Annotated in this window: 14 protein-coding genes; all 14 read left to right on the forward strand. The window is 41.9% G+C overall.

Translation table 11 applies throughout. The features are described from left to right. Positions 1-17 precede the first annotated feature (17 nt). The 14 genes from QFZ78_RS35280 to QFZ78_RS35345 all read left to right on the forward strand — a co-directional run bounded on the left by QFZ78_RS35280 (position 18) and on the right by QFZ78_RS35345 (position 16,095). A complete protein-coding gene (locus QFZ78_RS35280; protein WP_307554337.1) occupies positions 18-1,304 on the forward strand; it encodes an ABC transporter substrate-binding protein in 1,287 nt (428 codons plus the stop codon). 13 nt (positions 1,305-1,317) lie between these two features. Continuing rightward, positions 1,318-3,126, forward strand: coding sequence for a sensor histidine kinase (locus QFZ78_RS35285; protein ID WP_307554339.1), 1,809 nt, complete (start codon positions 1,318-1,320; stop codon positions 3,124-3,126). Next, entirely contained in the window at positions 3,123-3,569 is a 447-nt protein-coding gene (locus QFZ78_RS35290; protein ID WP_307554341.1) for a response regulator, read from the forward strand. The genes QFZ78_RS35285 and QFZ78_RS35290 overlap by 4 nt, the downstream gene beginning before the upstream one ends. A gap of 5 nt (positions 3,570-3,574) precedes the next feature. Further along, a complete protein-coding gene (locus QFZ78_RS35295; RefSeq protein WP_307554343.1) occupies positions 3,575-4,471 on the forward strand; it encodes a GGDEF domain-containing protein in 897 nt (298 codons plus the stop codon). Between the two features lie 521 nt (positions 4,472-4,992). Further along, entirely contained in the window at positions 4,993-6,957 is a 1,965-nt protein-coding gene (locus tag QFZ78_RS35300) for an ABC transporter substrate-binding protein (protein ID WP_307554345.1), read from the forward strand. Positions 6,958-7,045: 88 nt separating this feature from the next. Continuing rightward, positions 7,046-8,044, forward strand: coding sequence for an ABC transporter permease (locus QFZ78_RS35305; protein ID WP_307554347.1), 999 nt, complete (start codon positions 7,046-7,048; stop codon positions 8,042-8,044). A gap of 3 nt (positions 8,045-8,047) precedes the next feature. Then, complete coding sequence (locus tag QFZ78_RS35310) at positions 8,048-9,193, forward strand: ABC transporter permease (RefSeq protein ID WP_307554349.1); 1,146 nt, start codon at positions 8,048-8,050, stop codon at positions 9,191-9,193. A gap of 29 nt (positions 9,194-9,222) precedes the next feature. Continuing rightward, positions 9,223-10,266, forward strand: a complete 1,044-nt coding sequence (locus QFZ78_RS35315) for an ABC transporter ATP-binding protein (RefSeq protein ID WP_307554350.1) — start codon at positions 9,223-9,225, stop codon at positions 10,264-10,266. A gap of 2 nt (positions 10,267-10,268) precedes the next feature. Beyond that, entirely contained in the window at positions 10,269-11,285 is a 1,017-nt protein-coding gene (locus QFZ78_RS35320) for an ABC transporter ATP-binding protein (protein WP_307554352.1), read from the forward strand. Further along, positions 11,278-11,832: an HAD family hydrolase gene (locus QFZ78_RS35325; RefSeq protein WP_307554354.1), complete on the forward strand. Its 555-nt coding sequence runs from the start codon at positions 11,278-11,280 to the stop codon at positions 11,830-11,832. The genes QFZ78_RS35320 and QFZ78_RS35325 overlap by 8 nt, the downstream gene beginning before the upstream one ends. 34 nt (positions 11,833-11,866) lie before the next feature. Further along, positions 11,867-12,895, forward strand: coding sequence for a LacI family DNA-binding transcriptional regulator (locus QFZ78_RS35330; protein WP_307554356.1), 1,029 nt, complete (start codon positions 11,867-11,869; stop codon positions 12,893-12,895). A gap of 34 nt (positions 12,896-12,929) precedes the next feature. Then, complete coding sequence (locus tag QFZ78_RS35335; RefSeq protein WP_307554360.1) at positions 12,930-13,988, forward strand: Gfo/Idh/MocA family protein; 1,059 nt, start codon at positions 12,930-12,932, stop codon at positions 13,986-13,988. Between the two features lie 32 nt (positions 13,989-14,020). After that, entirely contained in the window at positions 14,021-14,740 is a 720-nt protein-coding gene (locus tag QFZ78_RS35340; protein WP_307554362.1) for a ThuA domain-containing protein, read from the forward strand. Positions 14,741-14,889: 149 nt separating this feature from the next. Next, positions 14,890-16,095 (forward strand): ATP-binding protein, encoded by a 1,206-nt coding sequence (locus QFZ78_RS35345; RefSeq protein ID WP_307554364.1) that lies wholly within the window; start codon positions 14,890-14,892, stop codon positions 16,093-16,095. The last annotated feature ends 110 nt before the right edge of the window (positions 16,096-16,205 follow it).

Below are 16,205 nucleotides of genomic sequence, written 5' to 3' on the forward strand. Positions count from 1 at the left end.
TCAGGAGGAATGAACGGATGCGCAAATGGATCATTGGTCTGACGGCATTGTCCTTTATAATCACTACGGCAGGGTGCAGCAAAGCGGCAAAGCAACCAGTTCCATCGAATGGAAAAGCTCAGATACAGGAAGAACAAACCGATGAGGCATTTACGCTTCGTGTATCCTATTGGGCTCAAGATAAAAACGGATACTTTGATTCGGTTGAGAAGAAGTTTAAAGCGAAATATCCGAACGCTACGATCCGGTGGGACAAATTGGATGAGAAAAATTTTGCCGAGGTCACGGAAAACCAGTTAAAATCAGGCCAAGCCGCCGATATCCTATTTAATCAGAAGATCAAAGAATACGCCAAAGCGGGTTACTTGTTGGATTTATCGGATCAGTCATGGACCCAGCGAATGATAGATTCCGCGAAGCAAACGGTCGCTTACAAAGGGAAAACCTTTGGAGCGGCTCTTGATGTGAGCACCTTTGGCGTGTACTATAATAAAACTATTTTTGATCGTCTGCAGTTGGAGCCGCCCAAATCGTGGGATGAATTTATGGCTTTAAACGCCAAAATCAAGCAAGCTGGGTTATCGCCGATCATAGGCGGATTTAAAGATGTATGGACGATTCAGGGCGTTTATTTGCCCATAGCCGCAACGTCAGAGTTTCTCCAAAACCCTAATTTTGAGTTGGATTTATATGCGGGCAAAGTGAAAATTGACGGTCCTGAGGTCAACAACGCGATGAAGAAATTTGCCGATCTCGCCCACAAAGGTTTCTTTAATCCGGATGCTTTACAAATAGGCTATGAGGAGTCGACTCAGCAATTTATTGACGGAAAAGGCGCTATGCAGTTGATGGGCAGTTGGACGCCTGGGGTTGTAGATAGTAAGACGGCTGATTTCAAAATGGGTTTTTTCGCCCTGCCGGATCAGAATGGAAAAACAGTTATGGCAGCAGCGCCGGACAAGCAGGTTTCGATTAATGCAAAGACATTACACCCCGTAAAAGCTAAATATTTATTGTCACTTCTGCTCGATAAAGAGATGCTGGCGATTTATAGCAAAAACGTTGCATTATCTGCATTTAAAGATGTGATTGCCGAGTACACCAATCCGGCAATGAAAGATGTTCAGAAAGCACTGCAGCTTCATCCAACATCGATTAACCCGGGGCATTTGTTTACCAATTCAGCGAATGATGCCATAAATGCAGCGTTAAATCATATTTTGTCAGGGAAAGAGCTTCAAAATGAATTGAAAGAAGCCGATGTGAATTATATAAAGGATAAGGCGACCCTTATTCTGGATTGATGGTGAAGAACCAATGAACCTCTTATTGCGATTGCTTCGATTTCAAAGCTTAAAAGCACGATTGCGGTTTTTGGGAATTTCCTTAGTGCTTATGGTTGGACTGCTTACAATTTCATCTTATTCCTTTTTACAGTATCGCCAAACGGAAAACAATCAGATTAATTCGATGCGAAAAGATAGTGCGATTCAGCAAACAGGCATAGATAGTTGGGTAGCTACAAGAGCTTCTGAAATCCGCAATCTAGCTAATTTACAATCGACCATAGAGCTTGATATTGACGATATTCAAAATAACCTTACATTTTTTGCGTCACATCAACAGGAGTTTGAAGCGGTCTCTTTTGCGAATAAAGAAGGCATTGTGGAATTTAGCACCATGAACCAAATTGGCGCTTATTTTACCGAACGAACCTATTTGGAAGAAGCCGCCAAAGGCCGTGAATATATATCTGATGTGCTGCTCGGTAAAGTTACTAATCAACCGATGATTCTATTTTCCGCTCCTGTTATGGATAAAAAGAAGCAATTTGATGGTGTTATCTATGGAACGGTTTCGTTAAAGACAATCGATAAGCTCATGGAGCAATTTCGTTATGGAGACAGCGGTGAATCCTATTTGATTGATCGCAACGGCTATCTAATCACGGAATCGCGATTCGAGGGAAATTGGAAACGGTTGGAGTTTCAATTGAACAGCGATATTCTCGAACGAGCGAAGCAAGGTATACAAGCAACCACGACTTATGAGAGTTACCGAGGCAAGGAAGTTTTCGGGACTTACCAGTTGGTGAATGACGGAAAATGGATAGCTGTTAACGAAATTGAGCGGGACGAAGTGTATCGAACCTTTAACAGACAATTACTTGTTATGATTTTAATCATTTGTATCGTGCTTACATTCGGGTTTATCGTGATGCTGCGAATATCGTATCACATTGAATATCCCGTTCAGCATTTATTGAAAGGGGTTCAGCGACTGAAGCAAGGCGATTATCATTATAAAATCGATTACAGCAGTATGAAATCAGCTCCCGTCGAGCTGCTGCAGCTATGTGAGGCATTTAACCAAATGTCGCATAATATTCAAGACAATGAGCTTGAGCTTAAGCGGCAAAAGGAAGACTTGGCTGGTTCCAATGCGGAATTAGAGCAATTTGCTTATGTAGCCTCGCACGATTTGCAGGAGCCTTTACGAATGGTAGCCAGTTATGTGCAGCTATTAGCGAAGCGATACCAAGGTAAATTAGATCAGGACGCGGATGATTTTATTCATTACGCAGTTGATGGTGCGCAGCGCATGCAGAATTTGATCAACGATTTATTGGCTTTTTCCAGGGTGGGTACGAAGGGGAAGGAGCTAAAGTCTGTTGATTTTGAAGTGGTGCTGCATCATGTATTTACGAATCTAAAGCATGCGATTCAAGAATGTGATGCGTTGGTCACGCATGATCCTTTGCCTACATTGCTGGCTGATCCTACACAAATGGTGCAATTATTGCAAAATTTAATTGGTAATGCCATTAAGTTTCGCGATGCCAACCGCGCACCCATCATTCATGTCGGGATTGAACAGCAGGGAAATGAGTGGTTATTTTCAGTTCGCGATAATGGCATTGGTTTTGATCCGAAGTATCGGGACCGAATTTTCCTCATTTTTCAAAGGCTCCATAATAAAACAAAATACCAGGGTACTGGTATAGGGTTATCTATTTGTAAAAAAATTATAGAACGTCATGGTGGGAAAATATGGGTTGATTCCGAAGCTGGTTATTCGACAACCTTCTACTTCACGCTGCCAGACAGAGGAGAACAGATGATATGATTGATAATAAGCTCAGTCAGAATGTAGAAATTCTATTAGTAGAAGATAATCCCGGAGATATTCGTTTGATTGTCGAAGTGCTGAAGGAAGGGAAAATAAACAATAATTTGAGCGTGGTTGAAGATGGTGAAGAGGCTTTGGCTTATCTCAAACGCGAAGGCAGCTACCAGGAAGCAATTGTGCCGGACATTATATTATTAGATTTAAATCTTCCCAAAATCAATGGCACTGAAGTTCTTGCCGAAATCAAAAAAGATCCGCTGCTGAAGTATATTCCAGTCATTATTTTAACGACTTCTGAAGCAGAGCAAGACATTTTAAGAGCTTATGATCTGCATGCGAATTGTTATATCACCAAACCTGTCAACCTAGAGCAGTTTTTAACAGTCGTAAGATCGATTGAAAATTTTTGGCTTACGCTTGTTAAGCTGCCTAGGAGGTAGAACTTTTGATCAAGGTTTTATTAATTGAAGATAATCCGGGAGATGCTCGATTGATTCGAGAAGTTTTATCGGATACAGATAATCAGAATATTGCATTGAAATGGGTCGATCAGTTGGAAACGGGCATTGAACTGATAACCAAGGATGCATTTGACGTTGTTTTACTTGATCTTTCACTTCCGGACAGTCATGGCATGGAAACAATCATCAGCTTTCGGGAGCAAGCGCCTGCTATCCCAATCGTTGTACTGACCGGGCTTGATGATGAGAAGGTTGCAATAAATGCCGTACAGCATGGAGCTCAGGATTATTTGATTAAAGGACAAGTCAACAGTTCGGTCATTATGCGTTCCATGCGTTATGCAATTGAACGTCATCGACTTCAGGACGAGCTGTATAACTTATCGATTATTGATGAGCTGACGAGTCTCTACAATCGTCGAGGTTTTTTTAACCAGGCGCAGCAGTTTATACATGCGAATGGTCAGGAAGGCAATGGCTTTTATTTGATTGTTGCCGATCTGGACGGCATGAAACAAATTAACGATTCCCATGGTCATCATATGGGGGACTTGGCCTTAATGGATACGGCAAATATATTGAAAGAAGTTTTCTTTGATTCTGATATTATTGCCCGTATGGGTGGAGATGAGTTCACCGTTATTTTACCGGATACGCATGGACTTTCACCCAGCTTAGATACATTTGAACAGGAAATCATCTTGAAAATCCAGCAAAGGTTACATAGCTTTAATTTAGGCGCTGGTCGAATCTATCATCTTTCGATTAGTCTCGGATTATTTCATTACAATCCAGCTATGCCCGTAACCTTAGGCGAATTAATTATCCAAGCGGATCATCGCATGTATACCCATAAAAAAGGAAAAGTCAAAGTCCTATGAAATAAGAAGGATTCATTAGAAAGGCTCTGTGGGCAGGTGAACCCCCAGGGTCTTTTTTGAATTTATATGTTTTGGGTTTGGGTTGCTCCTGAATAAGCGCGTTCGAGCTTATTCAGCACGGACGCGTGGTTACTTGTTTTAGCTTTGGACAGTGGCATTCCTGCTTTGTACTCCCCCTAATTTCTTCCAAAAAAAATGTTGCAATAGACGTAAATCCGATGTACGATATTACAAAATGATAAAGCGCATACACCTATGCTGCCCCTGTATTAAACCGGTTTAATTGAGGGAGTGCTAAGTCCTCTTAACTCGCAAAGTATTAAGCGCTTACAATTATTTTTTTTGTAAATTCAATTAAACCGGTTTAACTCCATATATACTTAACTTGATTTACGACCTACGTACTACTCATCTGTATTAAACCGGTTTAATGCGTGATCAACCTAGGAGGTGAAGGGAAACAATTTTCAGAGCTTGATGAAGAAGATTGAAGTACCAGTATAATCATGGAGGGGATTGGTTTGAACAAGAACAAGTTGTTTTTTGTAGGGATGATGTTGATCTTTGCCGTTGTATTTGCAGCATGTGAGAGTGAAGGTGATCCAAAGCCAAGTTCAGATGTTCAGGCAACGAAAGCGCCTGTTGCCTCTGCACCAGTGAAGGCTGACGGCTACAAAGAGGCCCCGATGTTAACTAAGCTCGTCGGTGCAGGCACGTTGAAACCTGTGATTGAACGTATGCCGATTAAGGAAGATATTATGGTGGAAAAAGTAACCGAAGAGATCGGCAAATATGGCGGCGACTGGAAAATGCCTTGGTCCGGGCCTAATGATCGTTGGGCAGTCGGTCAACCGACAGAGGAGGCGCTTTTCCGTTTTAACAAGGATGGAAGCGCTGTTGAACCTAATGTGGCCAAAGGTTTTGAAGTGAATAAAGATTCAACCGAATTCACCATTTATTTAAGGAAGGGCATGAAGTGGTCAGACGGCATGCCATTCACAGCTGATGATGTCCTGTTCTACTGGGAGCACATGCTGACGAAAGAAACCTTCGGCAAAAAAATATATGACGCTTATTACTCCGTCGATCCTGTGACAGGGGAAAAAGCTTTAGCTAAAGTTACGAAAATTGACGATTATAGCTTTAAGGTTGTACATAAGTATCCAAGTGTGCTGTTCCTGGAGCGTGTTGCCATTGACAACAAATGGTTCTTTGCACCGGCACATTTCCAAAAAACGATACTGCCTGAATTTGTAGGCCAAGAGAAAGCTCTAGAGATCGCAAAAAAATGGGGCTTTGAGGATGTTAAGTCATTCTTGGTAGCAACGGGCTATTATTATTGGGTAAACCCACAAATCCCGACTTTAAGAGCTTGGGTCGCTAAAAATGATCCGAATAGTGATCAATTTATTATGGAACGCAATCCCTACTTTTGGAAAGTGGATAGCGAAGGCAACCAACTCCCCTATATGGACCGCATTGTCGCTACTAAAGTTCAAGACCCCGCTCAAAGAGTTCTTGGTACACTAGCGGGAGATTATAATCTTCTTACCTTTGATTTTAAAGATTTCACCGTATTGAAAGAAAATGAGAAGAAAGCAGGGTTCCGGGTATTGCCGTGGACCACGCCAACTTGGTCAAGTGCGGGCATTCAACTCAATCAGACCACTCCAGACCCTAACCTGCGCAAGCTGTTTCAGGATATTCGATTTAGAGAAGCGCTGTCCGTTGCCGTTGATCGTAAAGAAATTTCCGAGATCGTTACGAATGGTTTAGGTGCTCCTGTGCAAGCATCGGTTCCGGAGGGCTTAGTTGGTTTCCAAAAAGGTTGGTCAGACCAGTGGAGCAAATTCGATGTGAATCGTGCCAATCAATTATTGGATGAGTTAGGTTTGACCAAACGGGATAAAAATAATTTCCGTTTGAATGCAGACGGCTCAGATTTAACGATTACGGTTATTGAAGGAAGTACTAACACGGCAACTTTTCTAGAATTAGTTAAAAAGTATTATCAAGCCGTCGGGATTAAGATGGACGTTAAAGTTGTGGATGCAGGAACTCAGCAGGAACTCAAGTACTCGAATAAGATCCCAGCGACCACTGAAAATATTTCGTTAGTCAATGTAGCTTTCCGGCCTGATACGCTTGTTCCTCTGAGAGTGCTGACCCCATGGTTCGGACATTACGGATTGTTTACATCATCCAATGGCAAAGAAGGGGTCAAACCAGAAGGGGATGTAGCGTTAATTCTGGACTACTGGAACAAAGTGAAATCATCTACAAGTAAAGAGGATATCAATAAATGGGGCAATGAGATCATTAAGCTTCATCAAAAAAATCAATGGATGATTGGTTATGCCGGTCCAACACCAACGTTGGTTGTCGCCTCAAATAAAATGGGTAACGTACCGAAAGATTTGGTTCATGCCGATGAATTCCGCAGTTTAGGGCATGGTCATCCTTCGCAATTTTATATCAAGCCATAAGTTAAACCTGTCAACCAATAAGGGGGAGCTTAACTTCCCCCTTATCTTCAACAGCATCTTCGAATTAAGTGGAGAGGATTGGATAGAGATGCTCCAATATATTTTAAGAAGAATCATTTTGGTAATCCCTGTCGTTATTTTTATTTCAATGATCGTCTTCTATATCATTCAACTGCCGCCAGGTGACTATGTATCGACTTATGCGGCTAAGATGTCTGTGGCAGGCGATGTCATGACGCAACAAGATATGGATGAAATGAGAGCAAGCTTAAGATTGGATCAACCATGGTTTATGCAATACCTAGCGTGGATGAAAAATATTGTTATTAATTTCGATTTCGGGTATTCGTTCAGCTATAACAGGCCTGTTATGGACGTCATATCGCAATACATGGGGTTAACGATCATCGTCTCTTTGGTAACGATGGCCTTTACCTATGCGGTGGCGATCCCAATCGGCATTTACTGTGCGGTAAGACAATATTCAATTGGTGATTATATTTTTTCAGCCATAGGCTTTCTTGGCATGGCTACCCCTCACTTCTTAATGGCTATTATTTTAATGTACCTCTCTTATGTATATTTTGGTGATCCCTTGCTAGGGCTATTTTCAAGTGAATTCGTCAATGCGGGTTGGTCGATGGACAAGGTTCTTGATTTGCTGAAGCATATGATTATCCCAGTTCTTGTAATTGGCTTGGCGAACACAGCAGAGCTGATTCGAGTCATGAGAGGTCAAATGTTGGACGAATTAAATAAGCCGAATGTGGTGACAGCTAGATCAAAGGGCTTATCGGAAACGAAAATATTGCTTAAATATCCGACGCGCGCTGCTATGAATCCGATCGTTAGTACGATTGGATGGTCACTAACCTCGATTTTCACAGGTTCGACGATTACAGCGATTGTTTTGAATTTACCTATTCAAGGCCCCGTTATGTATAACGCATTATTAGCCCAGGATATGTATTTGGCAGGCACTTGGTTATTGTTTATGGCTGTATTAACCGTTATAGGGACATTGATTTCGGATATTTTATTGGCATGGCTCGATCCAAAAATTCGCACAGAGTTCAGAGGTACATAACCTATGAAAACAATTCCGATAACAGGGAAACAGAAATTAAATGTGATCAAGCCTCAAAAAAACAACGATGTCTATTACAGTTCACAATGGCGTCTTATGTATCACAGGTTAAAAAAGCATAAATTAGCCCGTATCAGCTTAGTGATTCTATCCTTGTTCTACATAGCAGCCATCTTTGCTCAGTTTATAGCGCCTTATGGTTTGGAGAGCTACGACAGTAAATATGTGAATGCGCCTCCAGCTAAAGTAAGCTTCATAGATGCCGAGGGCAAGTTTCAATTTAGACCGTTTGTCTATGACCTAAAGTCAGCCAGAGACCCGGTTACACTTCGTAAAGTCTTTGTTCCGGATGAGAAGGTTCGCCATTCGATCCGCTTTTTTGTCAAAGGTGAAAGCTATAAATTTCTTGGCTTGATTCCAACGAATAGACATCTATTTGGCGTCGATGAACCTGGTCGTATATTTATATTCGGTACAGATGGGATGGGCAGAGACTTATTATCGCGTATTGTCATGGGAAGTCAGATTTCATTAAGTATCCCTCTCATTGGCGTAACGATTAGCTTTGTCCTTGGTTTGTTTATCGGGGGTGTATCCGGATATTTCGGAGGATGGCTCGATTCGGTCATTCAGCGCTTCATTGAAATTATTCGTTCATTTCCGACGCTTCCCCTATGGATGGCATTATCGGCTGCAATTCCACCGCGTGTGCCCGTAGTAACGATGTATATCTACATTGTCATTATTTTCGCCTTTATTGGTTGGACGGAGTTGGCTAGGGTAGCAAGAGGAAAGTTTATTTCGTTGAAAAATGAGGAATATGTGCTAGCAGCCAAAATAGCCGGTGTTAGCGATGCTAAAATCATTATTAAACATCTTTTGCCTGGCTTTATCAGCTACTTGGTTGTGGCAACGACTCTTGCCATACCCGGCATGATTCTCGGCGAGACGGCCATGAGCTTTCTTGGACTTGGTATACGCTCTCCTGCTACCAGTTGGGGTGTTCTGCTTCAGGAAGCTCAACAGATCGAGAATGTCGCTTTGTACCCATGGAAGCTAATCCCCTTAGGATTTGTTATCGTTACCGTATTAACCTTTAACTTTCTAGGCGACGGATTGCGCGATGCTGCTGATCCATACAAGAAATAACCCATATTAGAGTAAGGCGAGGAGATATTATGACATCTCAAGCTTCCGTTTCACAATCCGAGCAGCCCCTTCTCTCCGTGCAAGACCTCAAAATTCGCATTCAAATGGATAATGGGGAAATGAAAGCGGTAGATGGCGTTGATTTTGAGATCAAAAAAGGGAAAACATTAGGTCTAGTTGGCGAATCCGGCTGTGGAAAAAGCCTGACCAGTCGAGCTATCATCAGTATTAATCCTAAAGAGTGTGAAACCTCAGGGAAGATTGTTTATCACTCCACCTCTGAGAAGGCGTTAAACCATTTGGATTTGTTATCTTTAGATACACACAGTAAACAAATTCGATCGATTCGCGGTCGCAAAATTGCTATGATATTTCAAGAACCCATGACGGCATTTTCACCAATGTATACGATCGGGAATCAGATCATGGAATCCATTTTGATCCATCGTACCAAAAATAAAAAAGAGGCCAAGAAGATAGCGCTAGAAATGCTCAGTAAAGTTGGGATTTCCGATCAAGAGAAGCGGTTTGACCAATTTCCGCATGAATTTTCCGGCGGCATGCGCCAGCGTGCGATGATCTCAATGGCCTTGTCCTGCAATCCGGAATTGTTAATTGCCGATGAGCCCACAACTGCGCTGGATGTAACCATTCAAGCACAAGTGTTAGAGCTTATGAAGGGACTCCAACAGGAATTTGGCATGGCCATTCTGCTGGTGACGCATGATCTTGGAATCATAGCAGAAATGTGCGACGAAGTGGCTGTCATGTATCTGGGGAAAATTGTTGAGCAATCGACAGTAGAAGAAATTTTCAATAATCCTAAACATCCGTATACGAAGGGTCTGCTCAAATCAATGCCAAGATTAGGCGGAAATAGACATACACGTCTAGAATCGATTGAAGGAACAGTTCCGATGGCATTCAATATGCCTCCAATGTGCGGCTTTTATGATCGTTGTAAGGATAGGGTTGAAGGTGTATGCAATAAACACGCCGTGCCGAAAACGCGAATATCCGATAGCCATATGGTTAGATGTTTTCTTTATAAGGATGAAGGCGAAGGAGAATAAGGATGTCTAAACCTATACTGAAAGTAAATAATCTAAATAAGGATTTTCAAGTAAAATCCAAGAATAAGCTGTTTAGCAAACCTTCATCCATTCGTGTTTTGAACAACGTCTCTTTTGAGCTGTTGGAGGGGGAGACGCTAAGCATTGTCGGCGAATCAGGCTGTGGAAAAACGACATTAGGCCGATGTATTGTCAGAGGGATGGATGCCACATCAGGGCAAGTGATGTATCAACCTGAAGGTGAAGAGCAAGTTGATTTTCTAGGGCTGCGAGGCAAAGAATTCAAGAAATATAGAAAAGACATTCAAATGATTTTTCAGGATCCCTATTCATCACTGAGTCCGAGAATGAGTGTATACGACATTATTGCTGAGCCGCTGCTCGCCAACTTTAAGCTTACGAAATCACAATTGGATGACAAAGTTACCCAAATCGCAGAGAAGACCGGATTAAATGTCAGTTATCTCAAACGGTACCCTCATGCCTTTTCCGGAGGGCAAAGACAGCGGATCGCCATTGCAAGATCACTTATTTCTCAACCGAGATTAATCGTATGTGATGAAGCTGTATCGGCGCTGGACGTGTCAATTAAAGCCCAAATTATTAACCTGCTGAAGGACCTGCAGGAGCAGCTGCAGATCACTTATATTTTTATCTCTCATGATTTATCCATCGTTCAAAACATCTCGGACAGAGTAGCTGTAATGCACTTAGGGAAAATTGTTGAATTGGCGCCGGTCGATTCGCTGTTTGATCATCCCAAGCATCCCTATACGGAGGCGTTATTGTCGGCTGTACCTGAGCCAGACCCTAATTATAAGAAGGATCGCATTATTCTCGAAGGAGAAGTTCCTAATCCAGCTAATCCTCCAAGCGGATGTCACTTTCATCCAAGGTGTACGTATAAGACCGATAAATGTATACAGGAAGAACCAGACCTGCAGGCCGTCGGCGAAAATCATTATGCAGCCTGCCACTATGCGAGTCAATTAAACTTAAGAGGTGTAACACATGAGTGATACGACAACGATTGATCCTAATGCAAAGAAGCTTATTGTTTTTCTGGACTGCGGAGATACCATCATTGATGAAGGAACCGAAATTAGAGATGACCATGATATTGTCATTCAAGCTAATGTGATTCCAGGGGCCGATATTATGGTGAAGATGCTTGCCGAACGTGGATATATACTAGCCATCGTAGCCGACGGTAGGGCGCAATCGTTCAAAAATATTTTAACGCAAAATGGATTGTATGATTATTTTACAACGATGGTTTATTCAGAGACGGTTAAAGCTTCTAAGCCAAGTTCTCGTATGTTTAAAGCCGCTATTGGAGCGTTGGATCTCAGCGAGCAGGATTGCTCCCGTATAGTCATGGTCGGGAACAACTTGAGCCGCGATGTTAAAGGAGCCAATGCTATGGGGATTACGAGTGTCTTCTTGAGTTGGACGCCCAGGTACCCGAAATTGCACGCAGACGAAAGTGAAATACCCGACTATACGATCAACCATCCGCTGGAATTAATCGATTTAGTGGAAAAACTCAATGATGAATTAGGATAAATGGATGGTTTTCTGAAGGGATGTTTGATCATATATGGCTAAAATTGATGAAGTAGCAAAATTAGCGAAAGTCTCCAAAGGGACAGTGTCGAATGTTTTTAGCCAAAAAAGACCCACAAGCGACGAAGTCAAAGAGAGAGTAATGCAAGTCTCCAGACAATTAAATTATGTGCCTAATCATATTGCGCGAAGCTTGGCAACGAAGAGAACCATGGCGATCGGGTTGACCATCCCGCATGGCAGCTTCTTTTTTAGCGCATTTCATACGCAGTTCATCAATGGCGTTATTCTGGAAGCTTCCTTTTATGGATACAGGGTTCTGCTTGATATGATTCCTGTGCAAAAGGTGAAAACACCATTCCTGTCGAGTTATCCGATTGATGGTGCTGTTGTGATGAGCCCAACGACCGATGATGATCGTATCAACCTGATGCATGGTGAACAAATCCCTTTTGTTACTGTCGGTAGAGTCATGAATTCCAATATTCATAAATCTTTCAGCGTGGATAACGACAACCACAAGATTATTGACAGCATATGCAAGTATTTGATTGGCAAGGGTCATAAAGACATTATGTTTTTAAATGCAAATGAACTTATGACCGTGTCCATCGATAGAAAAGCAGGCTTTATCAAAGCGATGAAAGATCATCAGCTTGAAGTAGAAGAACACATGATACATCATAAGCCTGCCCTTCATGCAAGTGAATACATGGACTATGGCTTTGCCGAGACGATTAATATCCTTGGTACACTGAAGAAGAATGTAACCGCGATTATTGCAGATGATGACCGCACGGCATTCAGTGTCCTTAATGCACTCAAGGATTTGAATCTCAGGGTACCAGAAGATGTTTCTCTATTTGTCATATGCGGAGATCTCTCTATGATGGTTCAATCGAATCCGTCATTGACGAGCATGGATTTGCAGCCTTCGGAATTAGGGGCTCAATCTGTCCGATTGTTAATGCACCAATTAGGTGTTCTGCAAGGGGATTACTCGGAAAATTTGATTATTGAAAGCAAAATTATAGAAAGAAATTCTTGTCTGACGATTGGATAAGTAATAGAAGAGACAGTATTGGGAGGGCAGCGGGATGAACAAAGGCATATGGAACGTAGGCATCATTGGTCTTGGAGGAATTGGCGATTATCATATGAACCATCTTTCGAGAATTGCGAATACGAGAGTTACAGCCATTTGTGATGTGAATGCGAAGGCCGTTCAAGAGGTCGGTGATCGATTGAACTTATCGGATGAGAAGCGCTATGGCGACTATAAAGCGATCATTGCTGATGCCGATGTTGACTTTATCATATCGGGTGTCTCGAATAAATTCCATTATGACATCTTAAAATATGCGATTGAATGCGGTAAACCGATATTTTCTGAAAAACCATTCACGCGAACGATGGAAGAGGCAGATGAATTATTAAGCCTGTATGAAAATAATCCGATCCCTTGTATGATTGGATTTTCCTACCGCTACAGACCTTGCTTTCAATACGTTAAACAGCTTGTAGAACAAGGAAGTTTAGGCCGAATTCGGCATATTGCCGCTCATTACTTACAAGAGGAAAACGCGCCTATGTTTAACAAGGAGTACACCTGGCGATTTAACAAAGAGATGGCAGGGTCAGGTATATTAGCGGATATAGGCTCTCATATGGTGGATGCGGCACGCTTTTTTGTAGGAGAATTTACGCAAGTGTCCGGTATGATGAGCACGTTTATCGATCACCGAACGGATCCGCGAACACTACAACCCGTTGAAGTTGACGTGGATGACTTTACCGGGTTCCAGTGTGTGCTTGAAGGCGGAGTAATGGGCACGTTTTATACCCATAAAAATGCCATTGGAACGAAAAATCAATTTCATGTTACGTTGTTTGGCGATCTAGGCACCGTCAGGATTTCAGTCGAGCAACCGAATGAAGTTCATTTGACGGTTAGAGAAGGCGAAAAGCTGGAGCTAACAGAAAAAGTCATTCATTTGGACGAGAAGACGATGAAGCCCATGCTGCAGGATTTTGTGGATTATTTGGAGCAGGCTAACTCTCCAATACTCCCTACAATCATAGACGGATACCGTAATCAACAAGTGCTGCAAGCGATCATAGATTCAGCCAAGGACGGAGTAACGAGAACCATATAACTGCATTCATTGTAAAAAAAGGAGCGAGTTGTATGATTAAAGTAACGATATGGAATGAATTTCTCCAAGAGCAAAGAAAAGAAGAGGTAGCCCGGATATATCCCAAAGGGATGCATGTAGCCATTGCTGATGGTATTAGGCAGGATGGATTTGAGATTAGCTTTGCAACCTTTAATGAGCCTGAGCATGGACTGACCCAAGAAAAGCTGGATGCCACCGATGTTCTAATTTACTGGGGTCACGTCGATCACAAGGGCTTTCAGGATGATGTCGTCGATCGTATTTGTGACCGAGTACATGAGGGGATGGGGCTGGTCGTCCTGCATTCAGGCCACCATTCCAAGATGTTCCGCAAGCTGATGGGGACATCATGCGATCTGCTTTGGAGAGAAGCGGATGAGAAGGAGAGGCTTTGGGTTGTTGATCCCTCACATCCAATCGTTGAGGGAATTGGCCCCTATATCGATTTGGCGGAAGAAGAGATGTACGGCGAGCATTTTGATATTCCCGTACCTGATGAATTAATCTTCGTTAGTTGGTTTGAGGGGGGCGAGGTGTTCCGCAGCGGCTGCACGTACCGTCGCGGTCAAGGCCGAATTTTTTATTTCCGTCCAGGGCACGAAACTTATCCTACCTATCACAACAAGGATGTTCAGCGCGTGATCGCCAATGCGGTAAAATGGACAGCCCCGGTTATAAGAGAAAAAACGTTCTACGGACATCATTCTCCACTGGAGGAAATTAAGAAGTGATTGATAACGACACCTTTGAGGTGTCGTTTTTTTGTCGAAAAAGATATGCATCAGGCAAGCACGAATCGACATACGGAATGAAAGATTTGGAATATGATAGATTTGTAGTTATTGGAGTGATTCATTAATCATTGAAGGGGTTGATCGTTTTGGGCAAAAGCAAAATAGAAATATCCTCAAAAGGTATCGAAAAAACTCTTCGTAAGTTTGATTATTTGCAAGCAATCTCTGAATATATTTGGAATGGATTCGATGCACGAGCTTCCGTTGTAGATGTTAAGCTTCATAAGAATGTTCTAGGCGGCATAGATCAAATTGTCATTGCTGATAATGGTTATGGCATAGATAGGAGAGAATTAGATCGGAAGTTTACGCCATTTTTCGAATCAGAGAAACAAGTTGATCCTGAAAAGCGGGCCAGAACGACTTCTGCCATGCATGGTAAGAATGGAATCGGTCGATTAACCTTCCATCACTTTGCTTCAGATGCAACATGGAAAACGACATATGTAGACGGCCTTCTTAAAAATACGTATACCATTCGTATTCATTCGAAAAATTTGGATACCTATGAGGTTACGAAAAACATACTAACAGATGAAGATTCAGGGACGATGGTCACTTTTCATAACATCATGAAAGACTTTGTATATGAGGATTTGTTGGCTTTTTTATGTAAGGAATTTGGGTGGTTCCTGGAACTGCATTCTGAAAAACATTTCGATGTTAGATTGGATGGAATATCCTTAGATTACTCATCTGTTATAGCCGAAAGAGAATGTTTTAAAATCGTTCATGAGCCTACACAAACGGAGTTTGAAGTCAAATATGTTCGTTGGAATGATCGAATCAATCATGAATATTCCAAACTTTACTTTATCGATTCGAATTTAACGGAGAAGCATAAGCAGCCGACAACGTTTAATAATAAAGGTGATTCCTTCTATCATAGTGTTTATATTCAAAGTAAAGGATTTGATCATTTTGATTTTGATAGTGAAGACAATGGTGGTCAATTGGAATTATCTTTTGGAGCAAGCAGAAAAAGTGAGGCATTTCAATTTTTACTTGAAGAAATCAACACGTTTATTAAGCAAAAAAGGAAGCCCTACTTGGGATTATTAGCAGATCATGTTATTGAAGACTTTGCGGAATCCAAGGCATTTCCTACTTTTAAAGACGAACCTGAGGACAATACGAGAAAAGAAGAGCTGGAATCTGTGATCAGGGAAATGTGTCTACTAGAACCAAGAGTGTTTGCACGATTAAATCCAGAACAGAAAAAATTGGTGGCACACCTTATTCATTTAGCGATGGGATCGAATGATCGGCAACGTTTGTTGGATGCTTTATGAGGTACATGTCTTAGTCCCAAAGGTGCAAGGCATGGTTCGGTATTAAAGCTGAAAAAGGTTCTGTCCCTAAAGTAATTAACTTAGGGACTCAGAAAAAACAAAAAAATGAG

Source organism: Paenibacillus sp. V4I5 (assembly GCF_030817255.1).
GTDB lineage: Bacteria > Bacillota > Bacilli > Paenibacillales > NBRC-103111 > Paenibacillus_E.